Below are 22,308 nucleotides of genomic sequence, written 5' to 3'. Positions count from 1 at the left end.
GCCGCCCTGTCTGGCGCGCAGCGGCACCGCGACTTAGCCTGAGACGATGAAGTCGTATTCCTGCGTGCCGGGCTGCAGCCTGCGGCAGTCGATGGGGGACGCGTCCATGCGCTTCATCAGCGGCTCCAGATCGCGCGCGCGTGTCAGCTCGATGCCGACGAGCGCGGTGCCGGTTTCGCGGTTGTTCTTCTTCAGGTACTCGAACAGCACAATGTCGTCGTCCGGGCCGAGGATGTCGGTGAGGAACGTGCGCAGCTGCCCGGGCTCTTGCGGGAAGTTCACCAGGAAATAGTGTTTCAGGCCGCGGTGGATCAGGGAGCGTTCCATGATTTCCGCGTAGCGCAGCACGTCGTTGTTGCCTCCGGAGACGATGCACACCACCGTGCTGCCCGGCTCGAACTTCACGCCGCTGAGCCCGGTAACCGCCAGCGCACCCGCCGGCTCGGCGATGATGCCCTCATTCTGGTACAGGCTGAGCATTTCGGTGCATACCGCGCCCTCGTCGGCGATGACCGTGTGGATTCGGCTCTGGTTCGCGTCGATAGTGTGAAACGGCAGTGCCCCGATGCACTTTACTGCGGCGCCGTCGACGAAGGGGTCGATCGCCTCGAGGGTGACCGGCTCGCCGTGGGCGAGCGCCGCGTGCAGGGATGCCGCGCCCTTCGGCTCTACCGCAATGATGGATGTCAGCGGCGACATATCGGCCAAGTACGAGGTGACACCGGCGAGCAGCCCGCCGCCGCCAACGGGCACCGCGACGCTGCCGAGCTCTCGGCCGAGCCCGGTGAGCTGGCTGAGGATTTCCGCTGCCACGGTCCCCTGGCCGACGATGGTGGCGCGGGCGTCGAACGGCTCAACAACGGTCGCTCCGCGCTCGATCGCGTCGCGGCGTGCGGCCTCTGCCGCCTCGTCGAAATTGTTGCCCACCACGACCAGTTCGATCGCGTCACCGCCGTGAACGAGGATGCGGTCGCGCTTTTGCTTCGGCGTCGGCTTGGGCACGAAGATCTTGCCGCGAATCCCCATCGCTCGGCAGGCGTACGCCACCCCCTGGGCATGGTTGCCTGCCGACGCCGCCACGACGCCCGCCGCCTTCTCTTCCGCCGTGAGGTTGGCAATGTTGTAGTAGGCCCCGCGGATCTTGTACGAGCGCACGTCCTGCAGGTCCTCGCGCTTGAGGTACACCTCCACCCCATGCTGCTGGGAAAGACGGGGGCAGTACTGCAAGGGGGTGGGCTCAATGACGGACGAAATCTTCGCCTGCGCCGCCTGGATGTCGGCTGCGTGCACGGGCTGGAAGTTCGTTGTCTCGCTCATGGACAGCCAGTTTATCCGCAACGGTTCCAGCCCGAGGGCGCGAGGCACCCAAGAGGGGCCGTTTACCGGGCCTTAACCAGACCTTCACCCAAACCTGCCTCCGATTCCATCTTGGGGCCACACGGCCCAGTTAAAAATAACCTGTCAGTTACATCCATTATTCGTGAAAGGTGCCCCTTAAGTGAGCATCCCCCGCCCCGCAGCGCTCGGTGCTGCTGCGACCGCACTTGCCTCCGCATTCGCCCTCGCTACTCCTGCCCACGCGGCGATTGTCACTGACCCGGTCCACGACAGCGCTCCCGACGCCACCGTCTCGATTAAGCCCATCGGCTCCTACGACACCGAGGTGTTCGACAAATCCGCCGCTGAGATTGTCGCCTACCACGCCGCATCGAAGCGCCTGCTCACGGTCAACGCCAACGCGGGCGTCATCGACGTGCTCGATGTCAACGACCCGGCCAACCCAACCCGCATCGGCTCGGTGTCGGGCGGCGAGGGCACCACGATCAATTCCGTCGCCGTGCGCGTCGACGGCCTCGCGGTCGCCACCGTGGAGCCCGCCACCAAGACCGACGAAGGGGAGCTGATCTTCTTCAACGCGGGTGCTAGCGAGTTGGCTTCTGAGCCGCTCGGCCGCGTCCCCGTCGGCGCGTTGCCCGACATGGTCACCCTCACCGCGGACGGCAGATACGCCTTGGTCGCGAACGAGGGCGAGCCGGCCAGCGACTACTCCGTCGACCCCGAGGGCTCCGTGTCCGTTATCACGCTGCGCAGCGGCATCGAGGCATCCGAGCAAGAGGATGTGCGCACCGCGGACTTTTCTGCCTTCAACACCCCCGGCGAGCTGCCGGACGGTGTCCATGTCTTCGGCCAAGTCGACGACTCCGCCACCGTCGCGCAGAACCTCGAGCCGGAATACATCACCGTCTCCGGCGGCACGGCATACGTCTCGCTCCAGGAGAACAACGCCATTGCGGTCGTCGACATCGCATCCGCCTCCGTGAAGCACATTATCCCCCTCGGCTACCAGGACCGCATAACCGTGGCGTTCGACGCCAGCGACAAAGACAATCGCATCAATTTAAGGAATTGGCCCATCAAGGGCATCCTCCAGCCGGATGCCGTCGCGTCGTACTCGTCAGCGGGCGAGACCTACATCGTTACCGCAAACGAAGGCGACTCCCGCGACTGGGACGCCTACTCCGAAGAAGAGCGCCTGAAGAACTTCGGCGAGGACTCCGTCGCCCCCGTCTGTGAAGACCTCGGCAGTCTTTCCTCTGAAGAAGCAACCGAAATGATCTCCGACACCGGCGCCGGCCGCCTCAACCTGACCACCGCGTTCGGCCGCAACGATGAGCTCGACTGCTACGACGAGCTCTACGCCTTCGGCGGCCGGAGCTTCTCCATCTTCTCCGCCGACGGCACCCGCGTGTTCGATTCCGGCGAGGACTTCGAGCGCATCACCGCGCGGGCAATCCCCGAGTACTTCAACTCGAACCACAAGGAGGCCGACTTCGATGGCCGCTCCGATGACAAGGGCCCCGAGCCCGAAGGTGTCACACTCGGCACTATCGACGGCCGCACCTACGCCTTCATCGGCTTCGAGCGCGTCGGCGGGGTCATTGTCTACGACGTCACCGACCCCCAGAATGCGAAGTACCAGACCTACCTCAACAACCGTGACTTCGCGACCAATGCCGGCGACCTCGGCCCGGAGGGGTTGACCTTTATCCCGGCGAGCGACTCCCCCAACGGCGAGAACCTGCTTGCGGTGGGCAACGAAGTCTCCGGCAGCACCACCATCTACCAGGTCGATTCGCTCGTCGCTCCGCCCGCTGTGGGTTCGTCATCGTCGAGCTCTTTCGGCCTGGTCGCCGGCATCCTCGCCGCGCTTCTCGGCGCCATCGCGGCATTTGCAGGCGCCGTAATGGCGGGAATCCTTCCTAACCCGCTGGGCTAGGCGGCGTCAGGTGCGGACGTGATTGGCGCGGGTGGGGCGTCGGCAAGCGACTAGCCCACAATGCCCGCGCCGAGGTTGGCCTTCAGGTCGCTCATCAGTCTGGCCGAGCGCTCTACGCGCAGGTGGTCGCCGAGAACCATCAGCTGCGAGTGGTCGCCGTGGACAAGGTTGAGGTAGACATCGGAGTCACCCGGGTTGTTCGACAGCACGTGCTTGAGCTTGCGGATGCTGTCGATGGTGCACTGCTCCGTACGCATCGTCAGACGCAGCGGCAGTCCAGCGCCATTGCCCGGGCCGAGTTCCGGCACCTTGACGTCGTCGCCGAACAGGCTCATCCGCTCGTCGCGGATGGACACGTGCGCCTTGACCAAAATGATGTTGTCCTCCACAATCTGCGGGGCAACGAGCGAGTAGACCTTGTTGAACATCAGCACCTCGACCTGGGCGCCGTGGTGATCCTCGATGGTGACAATCGCCCAGGGCGATCCGTCCTTCTTGGAAAACCTGCGGTCCACGCTCGAGATCAACCCGCCGATGGTGACCTCGGCGCCGTCGCGCATCTCACCCGACAAAATGTCGGTGAGCGCCGTGTTCGTCTGCGCGTCGATAGCCTCCTCGTACCCGTCCAGCGGGTGGCCGGAGACGTAGAGCCCGAGCATCTCCCGCTCGAGAGCCAGGGTGTGCTTGCGGTCCCACTCGTCGTCGGGCACATCGATGGTAAACACCGCCTGCTCCGCACCGTCCTCGCCCGCGAAACTGGCGAACAGGTCGAACTGGCCCTTGTCGGCGGCCTTCTTCGTGGTCAGCACCGAATCGACCGCATCTTCCTGCACGAGCATCAGCCCCTTGCGCGGGTGGCCCAGCGAGTCGAAGGCACCTGCCTTGATCAGGGACTCCGTGATGCGCTTGTTGCAGGCAAGCAATTCGATCTTGTCCAGGTAGTCGGAGAAGCTCGTGAACGCCCCCTTCGTGCGGCGCGTTTCCTTGATCGACTCGACCACTTCCACACCCACGTTGCGCACCGCCGCGAGCCCGTAGCGGATGTCGCTGCCCACAGCCATGAAGTTTTCCTCGGACTCGTTGATATCCGGTTGCAGCACGCTGATCCCGAGGTGCCGGCAATCCGCGAGGTAGATGGCGGATTTGTCCTTCTTGTCACCCACCGACGTCAGCAGCGCGGCCATGTATTCAGCCGTGTAGTTGGCCTTGAGGTAGGCCGTCCAGTACGACACCAACGCGTAGCCTGCGGCGTGAGACTTGTTAAACGCATACGACGCGAACGGCTCAATCGTACCCCACAGTGCGTCCACCGCGTCCTTGGAGAACCCGTTGGAGAACATGCCCTCGGAAAACTTCGAGTACTCTTCGGCCAGCACCTCGGGCTTCTTCTTGCCCATCGCCTTGCGGAAACCGTCTGCCTCGCCGGCGGTGTAGTTCGCCACCTTCTGCGAGATCCTCATGATCTGCTCCTGGTAGACGATCAGGCCGTACGTCTCGTCGAGGATCTCCCGCAGCGGCTCCTCCAGCTCCGGGTGAATCGGTGTAATCGGCTTGCGCCCGTTCTTCCGGTCCGCGTACGCCTCGTGCGCCTTGACGCCCATCGGGCCCGGGCGGTACAGGGCGAGGGAGGCGACGATGTCGTTGAACCCGGTCGGCTTCATGCGCTTGAGCAGGTCCTGCATGCCGCCGGAATCGAGCTGGAACACACCCAGGGTATCGCCGCGCGAAAGGAGCTCGTAGACGGCTGCGTTATCGATGTCGAGGGTTTCCAGGTCGATGGTCACGCCCCGGTTTTTCTCGATGTTGGCCATCGCGTCACCGATGACAGTGAGGTTGCGCAGGCCGAGGAAATCCATCTTCAGCAGGCCAATCGCCTCACACGCCGGGTAATCCCAGCCCGTGATCAGGGCCCCGTCCGCCGGGCGCTTCCACATCGGGATGTGCTCCATCAGCGGCACCGACGCCATAATCACCGCGCAGGCGTGCACACCGGCTTGGCGGACCACGCCCTCGAGGCCGCGGGCGGTTTCGTAGATTTTGGCCACGTCCGGATCCGTCTCAATGAGAGTGCGCACCTCCGCCGCCTCCGGGTAGCGCTCGTGCTCCGGGTCCGTGATTCCCACCAGCGGAATGTCCTTGGCCATGATCGCAGGCGGCAACGCACTGTTGATCCTGTCGGCCATCTGGAAACCGGGCTGCCCGAACCAGACCTTCGCCGCATCCTTGATGGCCTGCTTCGTCTTCACCGTGCCGAAGGTGATCACCTGCGCGATCTTGTCCTCACCCCAGCGCTCAGCCGCATAAGTGATCATCTCCCCGCGGCGGCGGTCGTCGAAGTCAATATCGATATCCGGCGCGGACGGGCGCTCAGGGTTGAGGAAGCGCTCGAAGAGCAGCCCGTGCTCAATGGGGTCGATGTTGGTGATTGTCAGCGCGTACGCGACCAGCGCGCCGGCAGCGGAGCCGCGGCCCGGTCCGACGCGGATGCCGATCTCGCGGGCGTGCTTAATAATCTCCGCGACGATGAGGAAGTACGAAGGGTAGCCCTTCATGTCGATCACGTCGACCTCGTAGTTGGCGCGATCGATGTACTCCTGCGGCACCTCGCTGCCGGGGAAGCGCTCCTCCAGCCCGCGCATGACCTCCTTGCGCAGCCACGTTGTCGGGGTCTCACCCTCAGGCACGTCCGCAACCGGCATGCGGTCGTGCGGGTGCTCTTCCCACAGCTCGGAGTAGTCACCGACGCGCTCGGCGATCCACAGCGTATTGTCGCAGCCATCGGGCACGGTCGAGTCCCAGATCTCGCGCATCTGCGCGGCGGACTTGATGTAGTACCCGGTGCCGTCGAACTTGAAACGATCCTGGTCCATCATGGTTTTGCCGGTTTGGACGCACAACATCGCCTCGTGCGCCGGGGCCTGGGACTCCAGCACGTAATGGCAGTCGTTGGTCACCAGCGGCGGCAGTTCGAGGATCTCGCCGATCTTGAGCAAGTCATCGCGCACCCTGCGCTCGATGTGCAGGCCGTGGTCCATCAGCTCGAGGAAATAATTGTCCTTGCCGTAGATGTCCTGCCACATCGCGGCGGCTTCTAACGCCGCGTCGAACTGCCCGAGCCGCAGGCGCGTTTGCACATCCCCCGATGGGCACCCGGTCGTGGCGATGATGCCGTCGGCGTGCTCGGCAATCAGCTCTGCATCCATGCGCGGCCATTTGCCGAGCTGGCCTTCGTAGGACGCGAGCGTCGAGAGCTTGAACAGGTTGCGCAGGCCCGTGGCGTTTTCCGCCAACATGGTCTGATGCAGGTAGGCACCGGACGCGGAGACGTCGTCACGCTTTTGGTCGGGGGTGCCCCACAGCACGCGCTTTTTGTTGAAGCGCGACTCGGGCGCCATGTAGGCCTCGATGCCGATGATCGGCTTCACACCCGCCTCGACCATGCGGCGGTAAAACGCGTTCGAGCCGAACATGTTGCCGTGGTCGGTCATCCCCACCGCGGGCATTCCCTGACGGATCACCTCGTCCGCGAGCAGATCCACCTTTGCCATGCCGTCCAACATGGAAAATTCCGTGTGGTTATGCAGGTGGACGAACGAGGAGTTTTTAGCCATGCGGCTATCCTAGCCCGCGCGCCGACACAGCAAAACCGCCCGAATCACAAGGGTGTGACCCGCGGGTACTACTCGTAGCGCAGGGCGTCGATAGGCTGCATCTTGGCCGCCTTCGATGCCGGGTACGCGCCGAAAAACACGCCCGTGGCCAGCGAAAACGCCAGGGACATGAGCACCGCACCAAGCGGTGGCCAAACGAACGCGTCGAACGCGGAGGTGGCAATCATGCCGATCGCCGAGCCCAGCACGATGCCGATGACCCCGCCGACGAGGCAGACCAAGATCGCCTCGACGATGAACTGGGTGCGGATGTCACGTTGCGTCGCGCCCAGAGCCTTGCGCACACCGATCTCCCTCGTACGCTCCGTGACGGTGATGAGCATGATGTTCATCACGCCGATGCCGCCGACGATCAGGGAAATGCCGCCGATGGAGGACAGCACCTTGGAGATGATTCCGAACACGTCGGTCAGCTCCTCCAATCCCTTGGAGAGGTCAACCACCGTGATTTGGTAGTTGGAGTTGCGCTCGTACCAGCGGTTGACGTAGCGCTGCAGCTCCGATTGGAACGACGCAGTGTCCTCGCCCGCGCTGGACTGGACGGAGAACCCGGTGAGGGCGGTGACGGGCATCCCGATCCGGTCGGCGGCACCCATCGGGATGTAGGCCTCGGCGTTGGCGGGCCCGCCGGAGAACATCCCCGCGTTGCCCTCGTCCTCCAACACGCCAACCACGGTGAAGACGGCGGTCTGGCTCCCGACGGCCACGTCGATGCGTTCGCCGAGGGCGGACTGCGCGTCGCCGCCGAACAGGGCGTCGATAAGCGGCTTCGACACCACGGTCACGGGCCTTCCCTGGGCGATGTCGTCGGCGCTGAGCGCGCGCCCGAACTGCACCTGCTTGTTACGCATTGTCAGCGAGTCCGCTATCGAGGGGTAAATGGTTGCTGAGGTGTCAGTTTGCCCGCGGGTGACCTGGCCGGTGCCGGAGACGGAGTTGGCCACATCCACACCCTGGATGCGGGGACCGAAGTAGGCGCGCATATGCTCGAGTTCCTCGAACGAGACCTTGTCCTGATCGTCCTTCGGCGGCGCCGAGCTGGGACCCACGACCGCTTCGTTCGGGTCAGCGTCCTGCTCGGAGCGCTCGTGCACCAACACCACGTGGTTGGTCGCCCCGACGCCCTCGAGCGAGGACATCACCTGGTTCTGCAGGCCGGCGCCGAGCGTCATGATGATGATCACCGCCATGATGCCGATGATGATGCCGAGCAGCGTCAGCAGCGAGCGCAACTTGTTGTTGTTCAAGCTGGACGCGGCCAGGCGGAGGGATTCGCGTAGGTTCACCACTGACCCCCTGCCTGGGGGCGGCGGATCTTGGCGATGTTGCCGTCGCGCATCTCGACGATCCGCTCCGTCTCCTCCGCCAGGTCGGGGTTGTGGGTGATGAACACGATTGCCTTGCCCAGCTCTTGGTGCAGCTCGTGGAACAGGTCCATGACCATACGCCCGGTGGAGGAATCGAGGGCGCCGGTGGGTTCGTCGGCAAGCAGCAGGTCTGGGTCGTTGGCGAGACTGCGTGCGATGGCGACGCGCTGCTTCTGGCCGCCGGAAAGCTCATTGGGCAGGTGCTTGAGCCGATCCCCCATGCCCATCTTCTTCAGTAACTCGGCGGCGATCTCTTCGCGCTCTCGCTTTTCGACGCCCGCGTACATCATCGGCATGGCCACGTTCTGCAGCGCGTCGATGCGCCCCACCAAGTTGAAGTTCTGGAAGATGAAGCCGATGTTCTGGCTGCGGTAGGAGGCCAACTCCTGGTCCTGCTTGGCGTAGACGGGCTCACCGTTGAACGCGTACGCACCCTCCGTCGGCCGGTCGAGCATGCCGATCAGATTCATCAGGGTCGATTTGCCGCAACCCGAGGGGCCGACGATGGAGACGAACTCGCTTTGCTCCGTGTGGAAGTCGATGCCGTGGAGGACCTTGACCTCGCTGGGCTCGCCGGGGTTGTAGGTCTTGACAATGCGGCGCATGTCAATCAACAGGCCGGTGTCGGCCATGGAGGTAGGTGCGCTCACGGCCTTACCCCTCGTTCTGTGCGCTCGTGGCGGGCGCGGGCGTCGCGCTGGCGCGGGCCTGGGTCACCTCGTCGGGGTTGAAGCTCGGGTCGACCACTGCGACGCTGTCTCCGATCCGTTCGCGGTACTGGTCGGGCCAGTTGATCACGATGTCGCCCTGATTGAGGTCTCCGCCGGTCACGGCGACGTCGACCTCGTTGGCCGTGCCCGTTTCCACAGTGCGCTCCTCGACGGTGCCGCGTTTGTCACCCTCGTCGGTGTTGAGCACGAGAACCTTCTTGGTGCCTGCGTCATCGTAGACTGCATCGAGAGGTACGGACAGTGAGTCCGGGGTCTCCTGGGTGATGATTTCCGCCCGCGTGCTGCCGCCGAGCAGCAGCCCCTCCGTATCCCCCGTGACCTCGATGTCGACGGGGAACATCACAGCGGCGTTAGCCTGCTGACCACCCTGCGGGTTTGCCTCCCCAGCGGAGCCGACGGGAGAGATCCACGACACCCGGCCCGTGTACTCCTTGGAGCCCGTTGCGGTGCTGGTGAACGTGACGCGGTTGCCGGTCTTGATGCTGGGCATGTCGCCCTCGCGCACGCGGGTACGAATCAGCAGCCGTGAATCGTCGGCGATGGTGAGCAGCTTGCCCTGGGGCACGTCGCCCTCTGTGACGTCAACGCTGGTGACCAACCCGCCCATCGGGGCGTAAACGGTCGCAGACTGCACCTGGTATTCCAGCGAACCGTCACCGGTGGCGTTGCTCGCCGTTTCGGCCTTGCGCCACGCAGAGTCGGCCTGGAGCTTGAGCTGGTCGCGCTCCTGTGCTGCCTGTGTCCGCGCAACCTCCAGCTGTGCGTACGCCTCGCGCAACGCGGCTTCGGCCTGAGCAACGCTGAGCTGCGATGCCGCCTGCTGCTGGGCCTGGACGGCCTGTTCCTGCTCGGCGATGCGCTGCTGGATCAATTGACGCTCTTCAGGCGCCGGCTGCGGCACTGGCACCGGCACAGGCCCCGGTTGCGGCGCGGGTGCCGGTTGCGGCACAGGCTGCGCCCCACCGGAGCTGATATCACCGATGAAGCGCTTGATCTGGTTGACAGAGGCGTCCATCGCGACCGCCCCCTGACCAGCGACGGCGGCGTCGTAGGCTGCCTGGGCCTGGTTCACGGCTGCCTGCGCCTGGGCGATGGCCGGGTGGGTGCCGCGGTTGATCTGGTCCCGCACGGCGTTGAGCTGCGACTGGGCAGCTTCCGCCGCCTGCACGGCGTCCGCCTGCGCGTTGGCCTGTTGTTGCTGCTGCTGGGCTAGTTGGGCTTCTGCTGCGGTGGAGTCCATCTCCAGCAGGAACTGGTCGACGGACACGCGGTCGCCGACGGCGACAGCGACGTTTTCCACCTTCGTCTGAAGCGGGGTGGTCATGTTCATTGTGCGGACGGGAGATATGTTGCCGTTGACGACAATGCTGTTGGTCACGTCGTCTTCGCGGGCGACGGTGTAGTCACCGGCGGCCAGGCCGTCCTTCTTCTCGTCCCCGCCGGCACCGCACGCCGTGGCGAAAAGCAGCGACGCGACCGCCAGCGCGGTTGCCGCCTTTGCCCTGCCGAGCCCTCGCTTCCGGCCGAGCCGTGCAGTCGTACGGTCACGGGACGTGTCGATTTCGGGGACGAAAACCAATGTTGCTCCTCACGGGCGTGTCAACTCTAACTCGGAAAACTATACACTCCGCCACGACAGGCTTCCTGAGCGCTAAGTGGACATTGGTGGAACGTCGGATGAAGCGGCTTAGTCGAAGCTGGGAGGTGACACGGGTGAAATCCCGAACGTGCCGACGCGCGCGTCCGGCGCCAACGCCTCCACAGCAAATACCCGCCTGTCTGCGGCAATGCCACGCAGTACTGCGGGTTCATCTTTGACCAACACCGACTGCGGCGCGGAGCCGGCGGCGACTCCCCCGGCACGGGCGCGGTCGGCCTCTGCGACAAACACGTCGGCGCGGCTCTGCCCCGCCACGGGCTCGGGTATCGCACGCGGCGGGGCCCCTTGAAACACCACGGCGCTGACGCGTCGCGCCGGCTTGACCGCGTCTGCGGCTTCGGCGGGGCTGAGCTCCCCGGTAAAGGTCACCAGCGCCCATGCTGCATCGCCGCCGTCGCTTATCGACGCCCGAGCCCGCGCCGCGTACTCCTCGGGCGTCTCCCCCTGCTCCATGCCCAACTGATCCCCCTGGTAGGTCGGGGCGGGTGGTGCCACTATCCCCAGCGTCCACAATCCTGCCACCAGCGCAACGACAACGAGCGCGGCGATGGCTGCACGCCTCACGCGCGCAGCACCTCTAACGCGTGCGCCAGATCCGCCGGGTAGGGGGATTCGACCTCCATGTAATCGCCGGTGCGGGGGTGCGTGAAACCGAGCTTGGTGGCGTGCAGCCACTGGCGGACTAACCCGACGCGCATGGTCAGGTTCGGATTAGAGCCGTACATCGGGTCGCCGACGCACGGGTGGCCCACCGCCGACATGTGCACGCGGATCTGGTGGGTACGGCCCGTTTCCAATCTGATTTCAAGCAGACTCGCCTCGCGAAACGCCTCGACGAGTTCGTAGTGCGTGACCGCGTGGCGCCCGTCCGAGGTCACGGCGAACTTCCACCCGGAGGATGGGTGGCGACCGATCGGCGCGTCGATCGTGCCCGCGATCGGATCTGGCAGCCCCTGAACCACGGCGTGGTACAGCTTCGACACCGTGCGCTCCTTGAACGCACGCTTGAGCACGGAGTACCCCTGCACGCTGTTGGCCACCACCATCACCCCGGAGGTGCCCACATCGAGGCGCTGGACGATTCCCTTGCGCTCGGGCGGGCCGGCGTCGGGAAGCGTAAAGCCCATCGCCGTGAGGCCGCCGACGACGGTGGGCCCCTCCCACCCCAGCGTGGGGTGCGCGGCGACGCCGACCGGTTTATCCACTGCGATAACATCGTCGTCGCTGTAGATGATGCTGAGTCCGTCGACGAGCTCGGCTTTTGGCGCCGGTGCTTGCCGCGGCTCCGGCAGGGTGACTTCGAGCAGCGCGCCGGAACGCACGCGGTCTGACTTGGCGACCCGGGAGGCGTCGATAAGCACACTGCCCTCGGCGACGAGCTCGGCGGCGACGCTGCGGGACAACCCGAACAGCTTCGACACCGCCTGGTCCACCCTCATCCCCTCAAGGCCCTCCGGCACGGGCAGGGCGCGGAACTCACCGCCCATGCGAGTTCTTCCTCTCGGCGGCGAAGACCGCCAGGACAAACACGACCACACCGACTGTGATCGAGGCGTCGGCAATGTTGAACACCGCGAAACGGCCCACGGAAATGTAGTCCACCACATGCCCGAACCAGAACCCGGGCTCGCGGAGCAGGCGGTCGATGAGGTTGCCCAGGGCGCCGCCCGCGATCAGCGCGATCCCGACCGCCTCCCAGCGGTTTGTGATGCGCGGTGCGACGATCAACGCGCCCACCACAAACACCAGCTGGATGGTGGTGAACAACCACGTCGAATTCTGCCCCATGGAAAACGCCGCGCCCGGGTTGAACAGCAGGTACAAACGGAACCAGTCGCCGATCACCGGCACGGGTACGCCTTCAGTCAGCATGCTCAGCATGAGTTGCTTGACCACCTGGTCGACCGAGGCAACCGCCAGCATGATGCCCACGATGTACCAGGTCCACCGAACGCGGGGGCCACTTTGCACTGTCACGTTGTCCTCCATCGCCTGACAACTTTAGCCGTGCGCCGTGCGGTAAGTTCAAAGGGTGATAGAAAAGCGTCGACTCCTCGCAGGGGCCCTCACCGGGATGCTCGCCAGCACCGTGGCGCTGACGGGCTGCAGCCGAAGCGCACCCGATCCCGTCGCCGAGGTCCCCGCGTTCGTCGTGGATGCCCCCAGCGTCACCCTCGTCGAGTCGGGCACCGACCCGCGCCTTCTGCAGTTCGATGACTCGGACGACTCCCAGCCATGGCAAACCGAGGTCCGCGTCTTAGGAGGCATCGACCAGTCAGTCCAGGCAACGGACACCGTGGATGAGCAGGCGCCGGCCGGTGGCGACGTCAATCGAACGTCGCTTCCGCTGAGCGTGACCGCGCAGCCCGCCCCGGCGCCGGGCGAGGGTGAAAACGACGTCGCGCGTCGCATCGACTTCACGGTAGGGTCCGGCTCCGACTCCGACCTGGGCATCGGCCAGGACGTCGCCACGGCGGAAGGGTTCCTCATGAGCTGGCGTGCCGACGCCTCCGGCCGCGTCGACACGCTCAAGCTCTTCGCCCCGCCGGAATCCTCATCCACAGGCCGCCAGATCGTCGAATCCTCCCTGCTCGCCGCGACCTCGACCAACGTCGTCTTCCCCACCGAGCCGGTCGGTGTCGGCGGGTCGTGGACTGTGACCAGCCGCATCACGGGCGAGGCAAGCATGCGGCGCACCACCACATACACCGTCACCGGCATCGACGGCGATACCGTCACCCTCGACATATCCGTCGACGAACGCCCCACGCAGCAGGAGGTCACCATCGACAACGAGGTCGCCGGCGAGCTCAACGGCGCGAGCTTGCGCGTCGACGCGACGTCGACCACCTCCGAAGGCGAAATCACCGTGGACCTGCGCCACCCCCTGCCCGTCGCTGGCGCCGTCAAGGCGACCACCCGGGTCATCTACGCCGGCCCCCGACCCGAAACGCGCGTCGTCCAAGACATCACGAGCGCCGTCGAGTACGGGGGTTAACATGGTCGCCCCCTTGCACATTGGCCTGGACGGGATTTCCTTTTCCTACCCCGGGGGCCAGCGCGTGCTCACCGACATCTCATTTGCCGTTCCTTCCGGCTCGGTCACCGGGCTCATCGGGGAAAACGGCGCGGGCAAGTCCACGCTGCTCGGCATCATCTCCGGCGAGCTCAGCCCTGACGCGGGCACGCTTGTCACCCCGCCGTTGACCGGGTTCATCGCCCAGGAAACCTCCCTGCCGTTTACCGAGCCGGCCTCGGCGCTTATCGACGCCGCCGTACACGAACTCCGCCTCATCGAACGCGACATCACGGACTTCGCCGAACGCATGGCCAGCGAGCCGGACAACGACTCGCTGGCGGCATCGTTCGACCGCGCCCTCGCCCGTGCGGAGAACTCCGGGGTGTGGGAACTCGACGCGCGCATCGCGACCGTATTGGCTGGTTTGGGCCTTGCCAACGTTGCGTTGGCGACCCCGCTGGGTGAGATGTCTGGTGGCCAGCGTCGCCGCTTCGCCCTGGCGACGCTGCTGTTGCGCCCCGTCGACGCGATGGTGCTTGACGAGCCAACCAACCACCTCGACGACGAGGCCGTGGACTTTCTCATCGACGAGCTGCGCGCGTTTGACGGCCCCGTGCTCGCCGCCTCGCACGACCGCTTCTTTCTTGATGCCGCCTGCGACGGGCTCGTCGACCTCGACCCCTCGCTCGGGGCAGAGGGTGGCTTCGGCGAAAGCACGCGCCAAGGCGCGCGCTTTTCCGGGTCCTTCACCGACTACCTGGCCGCGCGCCACGCCCGCCGCGTGCGCTGGGCCAGCGACTACGCCGCCCAGGAGCAGGAAAGGACGCGGCTGGCGGCCGCGACCCAGCAGAGTGCGGATGATGTCTTTCATTCCCACGAGAACAAAACGGAGTCGCGGATCGCGGCTAAGTTCTACGCCGACCGCGCGGCCAAAACGGTCGGCAACAGGCGTCGTTCCGCCGAAAACAGGCTTGAGGCCCTTGAGCGTTCCGAGATCCCCGCGCCCCCAGCGCGGCTTGAGTTTCGTGGCCTGCCGCCGCACACGGTGACCAGCCTCGGTCTGCCCGCTGTGGTGGCTAATCAGCTCAGCGTCGCCGATCGCCTCTCTCCCCTTGACATGAAAGTGCAACCCGGCGACCAAGTGCTTGTGGAGGGGCCGAACGGGTCCGGCAAATCAACACTGCTGAAGATCCTCGACGGCACCTTGCCCGGTTACGACGGTGAACTCATCATGCCCGAAGAAATGACAATTGCGCGGCTCGAGCAGGACGACTCTTGGCCCGACCTGACCCGCAGCGCCGAAGACGCCTTCGACTCCCTTGTGCCCGGCGGCACGCCATCTTTAGTCAGCCTCGGGCTGATGAACGAGGAGCAGGCGGCGAGACCGCTCGAGGACCTTTCGTTGGGCCAGCGCCGCCGCGTCTCCCTCGGGGTCATCCTCGCCTCTCCTCCAGACTTGCTGCTGTTGGACGAGCCCACCAACCACCTCTCCTTGGTTCTCGCTGAGGAGCTCGAGGTTGCGCTCGCCGATTTTGAGGGCACAGTGATTATCACCAGCCACGATCGGTGGCTGCGCAGGCGGTGGCGCGAGCGCATTAGTAAGGGGGACTCGCGCGCTCGAGTGTTGACGCTGTCCACGATGTGGACGGATGAGGTGTGGCGTTAGTTTCTTGGGTGGTTGGTGACAAAAGTTGTGCCCCTGCTGCAACATTTGTCATTATCCCTGGTCGAATTTAGGGGTCGTGCAACATTTGTCACTCGTGGGCGCAGGGCCTCGCCCTAGACGCGAGGTAGTGACAAAAGTTGCAACCCCGCTGCAACATTTGTCATTTCCTCAGGTCGAATCTAAGGGTTGTGCAACATTTGTCACTCGTGGGCGCAGGGCCCCGCCCTAGACGCGAGGTAGTGACAAAAGTTGCAACCCCGCTGCAACATTTGTCATTTCCCCAGGTCGAATCTAAGGGTTGTGCAACATTTGTCACTCACATGCGCTCTACAGTGCCGGTGCCTCCGCAGGAGCAGGCAATTCAGCAGGAGCAGGCAATTCAGCCGGAGCCTCAACAGGCGCCTGCGCCGGTGCCGCCTGGCACATCGCCGGAATTTGCTCCGGCGGCAGGGTGTGGGTCACCAGGGTGCAGGCCCAGGTCTGGGAGAGTTTCCAGTTGCCATCCTCGAAGACGAATTCAACGTTGTCGGCGAGCTCCGTGGCCTGGTTTGGCTGGGTGAAGCTTACGCTCGCGAGCACGGTGTTCGGCTCGTAACCAGGAAGAACAGGGTCGACCACCTGGAAGTTGGCGCCGGATTCCTGCTGCGACTGCGCCATCACATCGAACAGCTCGGGCGCGGTCTCACCCCCTTGAACCGTGTTCACGCGCTCTTCCATCGGGATGTTTGGGTCGGTTGCGCGCATGAGCACTCCGTTGAGCTCTGCGGCGGTGGGAAGCTGGGCCGCGGGAGCTGCTTCGGCGGAACCTGGGGCGGATGCCGTGGTGGCCTGGGTGGTGGTGGGGTCGGTTTCCCCGTCGGTTGAGCATGCTGCCAAGCTCAGGGCCGCGCCGAAAGCTGCGACAGCGGCGGTGAGTTTCCTTGCGTTCACTTTGTCTCACGTCTCCTTAATACGGGTGTAACCTTGCCGAGGTTACCGTTTCATAACGACAAATCCCAACCGACACTCTGGTACTCATGACTCTTCCTCAGCCAGGCGAACCCTTCGTCCTCGTCATCTCCACCGGCGGCACCATCGCCTCCACCACCGACTCCTCGGGCACCCGCGTGCCCACGCTCTCGGCCGAGGAGCTCGTCACCGACTGCGCTGCTTCGGTGCCCACGCGCGTCTACGATTCGGTGCTGCTCGATTCCTCTTCAATGGGGCTCGGGGACGTCGATACGCTCGTTGAGCTCGTGAGCCGCGCGCTTGCCGACGCCCTCATCACCGGCATCGTCATCACACACGGTACCGATTCCATGGCGGAAACGGCACTCGCGCTCGACCTCGTCCAGCGCGATCCGCGGCCCGTGATCCTCACCGGCGCCCAGCGCCCCGCCGACCACCCCACTGCCGACGGTCCCGCCAACCTGCGCCGCGCCATCGAGCTGGCAGCTGATCCGTTGGCCCGGGGCCGCGGCGTGACTGTGCATTTCGGTGGTGACACCCTCGCCGCGCGCGGGCTGTACAAGCGCGACACCGAGGCGCTCAACGCATTTGCTCTCACCGCGCCTTTGACGCTGCCTCGCCCCGCCGCTGTCGCCGCCGCCCCCTTAGCCGGGTACAACGTGCCCATCCTGCGCGCGTGGCCCGGCGCCGGCACTGAGCTCGTCGACTTCGTCATCGACAGCGGTGCTGACGGAATCGTTGTGGAGGCCCTCGGCTCTGGCAATGTCTCCGCGGAAATGGGGTTCGCCCTCGGGCGCGCAGTGGAGGCCGACATTCCGGTGGTGATGAGCACCTCGGTGCCTTCCGGCGAAGTCAGCCTCTCCTATGGCGGCGGCGGTGGCGGCGCGACGCTGGCGCAACGCGGGGTCCTCTCCGCAGGCTGGTTGCGCGCCGGCCAGGCCCGCATCGCCCTGCTCACCGCGATTGCCACCGGTACTGATCCACGCCAATTACTCGGGGGGTAGCCAGTCCTCCCACGCCAGGGAGTCAACCGGATCCGCGGCACTGAGGTCAGCGTCGTCGACACGCAGCGTGCGCGTGCGGCCCGGGCCCGTCGCCCTGGTCTCGAAACGCACGGTCACCCACCCGTGCCCGGTTCCCTGGATCCACCCGTGGCCGTATTCGGGGTGGTAGACGTCCTGGGTGGCCCGCCACCCGGAGGGTGCGTCCGTTATCTCGACGTGCACCGGCTCCGCGTGGTCGCTGACCCCGACCTCGATATCGGAAGAGACGCTGCCCGCGGAATTCACTTGGTCCAGCTCTGGGAACAACACGTCTTGAAGCGCGTCCTCCAAACCGGAATACGACACCCCGACAAGACGGATCGGTCCGACCTCATCGGGGTATCGCACCAGTTTGAAGGCGGTGGCCGCGAGCGTTTCGGCGTCATCGGTGGCGTAGGGCAGCGTTGCCGAACGCGTCTCGACGCGAAAGTCCGCCATGCGCAACTTCACGCTGACGGTGCGCGCGCCGCGGCCGTCGTGAAGCAGGCGTCGGTGCGACTCGGCCGCGGCGCGTGTGAGCGCCTCGTTGACCTGGGGCGCAGTGGTCAAGTCCTGCGGGTAGGTGTGCTCCGAGGAAATCTGCTTCGCCTCCGCACGCGGTGCCACCTCGCGGTTGTCGATGCCGCGCGCCAGGGCCCACAGGTGCTTCGCCACGGCGCCGCCGAGGGCGATCTCAACCTCGCGTTCGCTCAGCGCGGCGAAGTCACCGATCGTCTCGATGCCCACCGACGCGAGCTTGGCTTCGGTCACGGGCCCCACGCCCCACAGTTGGCTCACGGGCAGCGGGTGGAGGATCTCGAGCTGCTCGGCACGCGGGATGACAAACACCCCATCCGGCTTCGCCAACCCGGAGCCGATCTTGGCGTACTGCTTGCCGGAGCCCGCGCCTATCGACGACGGCAGCCCCGTCTCCTCCTTGATCGTCGCGCGCAGGGTATCCGCCCAAGCCCGGACCTCCTCCGGACTCGCCCCGGCCAGTTCGGCGGGCTCCATGAAGGCCTCGTCGATGGACAGTTGCTCGACGACGGCCACGTGGCGCGCGATCACCTCGAACACGCGGCGCGACGCCGTGGAGTACACCGCCCGGCGCGGGGCGACAAGCACGACTTTCGGCCCGACGAGCCGTGCCGCGCGGTGCGTGGGCATCGCCGAGCGCGCCCCGTACTTGCGCGCTTCGTAGCTCGCGCCCGCGACCACTCCCCGACCGCTCACGCCAGCGACTAGCACCGGGCGGCCCTTGAGCGTCGGGCGGGTGAGCTGTTCGCAGGACGCGTAGAACGCATCCATGTCGATGTGCAACACCCAGCGCGCCATGCTGCAAGCTTAAAACCCCGGGCAGCCGCGCCGGGCTTTCACCCTCAACTCGGACGGTGCAACTTGCCCCGGGTTGAGGTGGAACACCCGCGCGTTTGCCCATCCGGGTTTCGGGTAAACGCCCTACCCGTTCTTCGCCACCGTCGCGCTGACCCCGGCGACGACCTCGTGCTCAAGCGCCTCACCCTCGACCACCTCGAAGGAGGTCGCCAGCGTCTCGGCGGCGATGTGCTCTGCGTGACGACGCGCCCACTCCTGCTTGTCCCCTGGCACGCTGAGCACAACGGAGATGCGGTCGGAGACTTCGAAGCCGGAGGCCTTGCGCGCGTCCTGCAGGCCACGGATCACGTCCGCGGCCCAGCCCTCCGCCTCGAGTTCCTCGGTGACGGTGGTGTCGAGCACCACGAGGCCGTCGACGCCGGTGAGGGCGTCGATACGCGCCGTGGACTCGGGGTTAACGGCCACGAGCCGCTCGGTGTAGAGCTCAGGGGTGAGCACGATGTCTCCGTCCACTACGACGTTGTCGCCCTGGTGTTCGTAGTTGCCCGCCTTGACGCCCTTGATCGCGCGCTGTACATCCTTGCCCAGCTTCGGACCCGCCACCTTCGCGTTGACCACAACCTCGAACGAGCCGGCGGAGGCGACGTCGTCGGTCAGCTCGACCTCCTTGACGTTGACCTCGTCGCGGATCGCAGACGCGAAGTCGGCGAGCCGCGCCGACTCCGGCAGGGCGACAGTGAGCTTCGGCAGCGGCAGGCGGTTGCGCAACTTGTTGGCCTTGCGCACCGACGACGCCGCGGAGCACACCGCGCGAGTGGCATCCATCGCCGCGACGAGCTCAGCGTCGGCTGGGATCTCCTCTGCCCGCGGGTAGTCCGCGAGGTGGACGGAGCGCCCGCCGGTCAGGCCGCGCCAGATCACCTCGGTGATGTACGGCAGAAGCGGGGCGGTAACCCGTGTGAGTACCTCAAGCACCGTGTAGAGGGTGTCGAAGGCCTCCGGGTGGGCCTCCTGGCCCTCCCAGAAGCGGTCGCGGGAGCGCCGCACGTACCAGTTGGTCAGCGTGTCGGCGAACTGGCGGACCTCGTCGCAGGCGTCGGCGATGCGGGTATCGCTCAGCGCCTGGCCGACGCCCGCCACCAGGTCGTGGGTCTTGGCCAGGATGTAGCGGTCGAGCACGTTACCGGAGTCGACGGACCAGCGCGCCTCATGCGAGGAGTAGAGCTGCAGGAAGCTGTACGCGTTCCAGATCGGCAACAGCGCCTGGCGGACACCGTCGCGGATGCCCTGCTCGGTGACAACGAGGTTGCCGCCGCGCAGGATCGGGCTGGACATGAGGAACCAGCGCATCGCATCCGAGCCGTCGCGGTCGAACACCTCGTTGACGTTGGGGTAGTTGCCCTTCGACTTCGACATCTTCTGGCCGTCGGAGCCGAGCACGATGCCGTGCGCGACAACCTTCTTGAACGCCGGGCGGTCGAACAGCGCGGTGGAAAGCACGTGCTGGACGTAGAACCAGCCGCGCGTCTGGCCCGAGTACTCGACGATGAAGTCGGCGGGCTGGCGCGCGTCGTGCTCGGCGACGTTGTCGAACGGGTAGTGGTACTGGGCGAACGGCATGGAGCCGGATTCGAACCAGCAGTCCAGCACATCCGGCACGCGGCGCATCGTGGACTTACCCGTCGGGTCATCCGGGTTGGGGCGGGTCAGCTCGTCGATGTAGGGGCGGTGCAGGCTTTCGGGGCGCACACCGAAGTCGCGCTCGAGCTCGTCGAGGGAGCCGTAGACGTCGACACGCGGGTACTCGGGGTTGTCGGAGACCCACGCCGGCACAGGCGAGCCCCAGTAGCGGGTGCGCGAGATGTTCCAATCGCGCGCGCCCTCGAGCCACTTGCCGAACTGGCCGTCGCGGATGTGCGCCGGGATCCACTCGATCTCCTGGTTCAGCTCCACCATGCGGTCGCGGAAGGCGGAGACCTTGACAAACCACGCGGGCAGCGCCATGTAGATCAGCGGCTCGCCAGAACGCCAGGAGTGCGGGTAGGAGTGCACGATGGTCTGGTCGCGCACGACGCGGCCGGCGGCCTTGAGGTCGCGGATGATGTCGCGGTTGGCGTCGAAGACCAGTTTGCCTTCGTACTCGGGTACGAGGGAGGTGAACTTTCCATCCGCGTCGACCGGAATCACCAGCGGGATCGAGTATTTCTCGGTCGTCGCCATGTCGTCTTCACCGAAGGCTGGCGCCTGGTGGACCACGCCCGTGCCATCCTCGGTAGTGACGTAGTCCGCGACGAGCACCATGAAGGCATTCTCGGTATCGGCGAAGTGGTCGAAGACGGGGGTGTACTCGAGGCCTTCGAGCTGCGCGCCGCTAAACGTGGCCACCACCTCGGCGTCTTCGCCGAGTTCCTTCGAGTACGCGCCGATCAGGTTGCTGGCCAGCAGCAACGTGGCGCCGACGAAACCCTCCGCGCCGGTCTCACCGACGCGCACGAGGGAGTACTCAACCTCGGGGCCGACGGCGAGCGCCAGGTTTGACGGCAAGGTCCACGGCGTGGTCGTCCACGCGATCGCGGCGGCGTCGTGAAGCTCGGGGTGCTCGGCCCACGTCTGTTCCGCCGGGTAACCCGCGCGGGCGCCGGTAAACGGCATGGTGACGGTCACGGTGGGGTCTTGACGCTCACGGTAGGCGTCGTCAAGGCGTGTCTCCTGGTTCGACAGCGGCGTGTGCTCGGCCCAGGAATACGGCAGGACGCGGAAGCCCTGGTAGATCAGGCCCTTGTCGTAAAGCTCCTTGAACGCCCACATGACGGACTCCATGAAGTCCATGTCCATCGTCTTGTAGCCGTTGTCGAAGTCCACCCAACGCGCCTGGCGGTTGACGTAGTCTTCCCACTCTTCCGCGTAGCTCATGACGGACTTGGCGCAGTAGTCGTTGAACTTCTCTAAACCCATGTCCTCGATCTGAGCCTTGTCCGTGATGCCGAGCTGCTTCTCCGCCTCAAGCTCGGCGGGCAGGCCGTGGCAGTCCCAGCCGAACACGCGCGGCACGTGGTGGCCTGTCATGGTGCGGTACCGCGGGACGATGTCTTTGACGTAGCCCGTCAGCAGGTGCCCGTAGTGCGGCAAGCCGTTGGCGAACGGCGGCCCGTCATTGAAGACGTACTCCTCGCATCCCTCGCGATTGCTTAACGACGCCTGAAACGTGCCGTCCTCGTCCCAGTACGCACCAACTTCGCGCTCCATGTCAGGGAAGCTGCTGCTGCCACCCGTCATATCGACCTTGGGGTACACCCCGCCGACCTCAGTCATACGCCCTACTCCTTCACTCACGATTTCTGGCCTGACGCTGCAGGGACGCGGATGACCGCGCGGTACCACCCTGCTTGGGGCCGGCGAGCCGGCCCCCACTTCGTTTGTGGTGAAGGAAGTAACGTCTCCCCGACAACGTCCGGTTCTACTGGGCCGCAACGCGAGGACGCGGCTGTTCTTCCGGAAACGCTCCCCGGTGATGGCCGGATCAACGCGTGCGTTCAATGCGCTATAGCTTTAACACATCGGCGACGCGGTTTATTCTAGCGCACAGAAAAACACCCCCTGGCCCCGGTAAGT

15 protein-coding genes are annotated in these 22,308 nt (G+C 65.5%); 4 read left to right on the top strand and 11 right to left on the bottom strand.

Annotated features, from left to right (window positions below; all coding sequences use genetic code 11):
• Positions 1 to 33: 33 nt before the first annotated feature.
• On the bottom strand, positions 34 to 1,317 hold the full coding sequence (ilvA, locus tag HMPREF0298_RS04730; RefSeq protein WP_006839976.1) for a threonine ammonia-lyase IlvA: 1,284 nt from the start codon (positions 1,315 to 1,317) through the stop codon (positions 34 to 36).
• 181 nt (positions 1,318 to 1,498) lie between these two features.
• Here ilvA and HMPREF0298_RS04725 point away from each other — a divergent pair, with 181 nt between their 5' ends.
• Positions 1,499 to 3,277 (top strand): choice-of-anchor I family protein, encoded by a 1,779-nt coding sequence (locus HMPREF0298_RS04725; protein ID WP_006839975.1) that lies wholly within the window; start codon positions 1,499 to 1,501, stop codon positions 3,275 to 3,277.
• Between the two features lie 50 nt (positions 3,278 to 3,327).
• On the opposite strand, the gene dnaE is transcribed toward HMPREF0298_RS04725, so the two are convergent.
• The 7 genes from dnaE to lspA form a co-directional block, all read right to left on the bottom strand.
• Entirely contained in the window at positions 3,328 to 6,888 is a 3,561-nt protein-coding gene (dnaE, locus tag HMPREF0298_RS04720) for a DNA polymerase III subunit alpha (protein ID WP_006839974.1), read from the bottom strand.
• Between the two features lie 68 nt (positions 6,889 to 6,956).
• Entirely contained in the window at positions 6,957 to 8,234 is a 1,278-nt protein-coding gene (locus tag HMPREF0298_RS04715; RefSeq protein ID WP_040422687.1) for an ABC transporter permease, read from the bottom strand.
• Complete coding sequence (locus HMPREF0298_RS04710) at positions 8,231 to 8,947, bottom strand: ABC transporter ATP-binding protein (protein ID WP_006839972.1); 717 nt, start codon at positions 8,945 to 8,947, stop codon at positions 8,231 to 8,233. The genes HMPREF0298_RS04715 and HMPREF0298_RS04710 overlap by 4 nt, the downstream gene beginning before the upstream one ends.
• A gap of 22 nt (positions 8,948 to 8,969) precedes the next feature.
• The gene (locus tag HMPREF0298_RS04705; RefSeq protein ID WP_006839971.1) at positions 8,970 to 10,625 is read right to left on the bottom strand and encodes an efflux RND transporter periplasmic adaptor subunit; all 1,656 of its coding nucleotides are present in this window, start codon (positions 10,623 to 10,625) and stop codon (positions 8,970 to 8,972) included.
• A 108-nt stretch (positions 10,626 to 10,733) separates the two neighbouring features.
• On the bottom strand, positions 10,734 to 11,270 hold the full coding sequence (locus HMPREF0298_RS04700; protein WP_006839970.1) for a hypothetical protein: 537 nt from the start codon (positions 11,268 to 11,270) through the stop codon (positions 10,734 to 10,736).
• Complete coding sequence (locus HMPREF0298_RS04695) at positions 11,267 to 12,193, bottom strand: RluA family pseudouridine synthase (protein ID WP_006839969.1); 927 nt, start codon at positions 12,191 to 12,193, stop codon at positions 11,267 to 11,269. Before HMPREF0298_RS04695 ends, HMPREF0298_RS04700 begins: the two co-directional genes overlap by 4 nt.
• Positions 12,183 to 12,695, bottom strand: coding sequence for a signal peptidase II (lspA, locus tag HMPREF0298_RS04690; protein ID WP_006839968.1), 513 nt, complete (start codon positions 12,693 to 12,695; stop codon positions 12,183 to 12,185). Before lspA ends, HMPREF0298_RS04695 begins: the two co-directional genes overlap by 11 nt.
• Before the next feature lie 43 nt (positions 12,696 to 12,738).
• Here lspA and HMPREF0298_RS04685 point away from each other — a divergent pair, with 43 nt between their 5' ends.
• Complete coding sequence (locus HMPREF0298_RS04685; protein ID WP_157464379.1) at positions 12,739 to 13,704, top strand: DUF6263 family protein; 966 nt, start codon at positions 12,739 to 12,741, stop codon at positions 13,702 to 13,704.
• Between the two features lies 1 nt (position 13,705).
• Positions 13,706 to 15,391, top strand: coding sequence for an ABC-F family ATP-binding cassette domain-containing protein (locus tag HMPREF0298_RS04680; protein ID WP_006839966.1), 1,686 nt, complete (start codon positions 13,706 to 13,708; stop codon positions 15,389 to 15,391).
• A 327-nt stretch (positions 15,392 to 15,718) separates the two neighbouring features.
• Here the strand turns inward: HMPREF0298_RS04680 and HMPREF0298_RS04675 are convergent, their stop codons facing one another.
• On the bottom strand, positions 15,719 to 16,321 hold the full coding sequence (locus tag HMPREF0298_RS04675) for a WKL family lipoprotein (RefSeq protein ID WP_006839965.1): 603 nt from the start codon (positions 16,319 to 16,321) through the stop codon (positions 15,719 to 15,721).
• Positions 16,322 to 16,407: 86 nt separating this feature from the next.
• Here HMPREF0298_RS04675 and HMPREF0298_RS04670 point away from each other — a divergent pair, with 86 nt between their 5' ends.
• A complete protein-coding gene (locus HMPREF0298_RS04670; RefSeq protein ID WP_006839964.1) occupies positions 16,408 to 17,343 on the top strand; it encodes an asparaginase in 936 nt (311 codons plus the stop codon).
• Here the strand turns inward: HMPREF0298_RS04670 and HMPREF0298_RS04665 are convergent.
• Complete coding sequence (locus HMPREF0298_RS04665) at positions 17,329 to 18,696, bottom strand: DNA polymerase IV (RefSeq protein WP_006839963.1); 1,368 nt, start codon at positions 18,694 to 18,696, stop codon at positions 17,329 to 17,331. The genes HMPREF0298_RS04670 and HMPREF0298_RS04665 overlap by 15 nt on opposite strands.
• A gap of 123 nt (positions 18,697 to 18,819) precedes the next feature.
• Positions 18,820 to 22,008: an isoleucine--tRNA ligase gene (gene ileS, locus HMPREF0298_RS04660; protein WP_006839962.1), complete on the bottom strand. Its 3,189-nt coding sequence runs from the start codon at positions 22,006 to 22,008 to the stop codon at positions 18,820 to 18,822.
• Between the last annotated feature and the right edge of the window lie 300 nt (positions 22,009 to 22,308).

Source organism: Corynebacterium lipophiloflavum DSM 44291, assembly GCF_000159635.1.
GTDB classification, from domain to species: Bacteria; Actinomycetota; Actinomycetes; order Mycobacteriales; family Mycobacteriaceae; genus Corynebacterium; species Corynebacterium lipophiloflavum.
Note: the sequence above shows the minus strand (reverse complement) of the source record. Positions and strands in the feature narration are given on the sequence as shown.

Excerpts from the sequence above, each read along its gene's own strand:
- ilvA (WP_006839976.1), bottom strand. The coding sequence starts at position 1,317 with ATGAGCGAGACAACGAACTTCCAGCCCGTGCACGCAGCCGACATCCAG.
- dnaE (WP_006839974.1), bottom strand. The coding sequence starts at position 6,888 with ATGGCTAAAAACTCCTCGTTCGTCCACCTGCATAACCACACGGAATTT.
- HMPREF0298_RS04710 (WP_006839972.1), bottom strand. The coding sequence starts at position 8,947 with ATGGCCGACACCGGCCTGTTGATTGACATGCGCCGCATTGTCAAGACC.
- HMPREF0298_RS04695 (WP_006839969.1), bottom strand. The coding sequence starts at position 12,193 with ATGGGCGGTGAGTTCCGCGCCCTGCCCGTGCCGGAGGGCCTTGAGGGG.
- lspA (WP_006839968.1), bottom strand. The coding sequence starts at position 12,695 with ATGGAGGACAACGTGACAGTGCAAAGTGGCCCCCGCGTTCGGTGGACC.
- HMPREF0298_RS04680 (WP_006839966.1), top strand. The coding sequence starts at position 13,706 with ATGGTCGCCCCCTTGCACATTGGCCTGGACGGGATTTCCTTTTCCTAC.
- HMPREF0298_RS04670 (WP_006839964.1), top strand. The coding sequence starts at position 16,408 with ATGACTCTTCCTCAGCCAGGCGAACCCTTCGTCCTCGTCATCTCCACC.
- HMPREF0298_RS04665 (WP_006839963.1), bottom strand. The coding sequence starts at position 18,696 with ATGGCGCGCTGGGTGTTGCACATCGACATGGATGCGTTCTACGCGTCC.
- ileS (WP_006839962.1), bottom strand. The coding sequence starts at position 22,008 with ATGACTGAGGTCGGCGGGGTGTACCCCAAGGTCGATATGACGGGTGGC.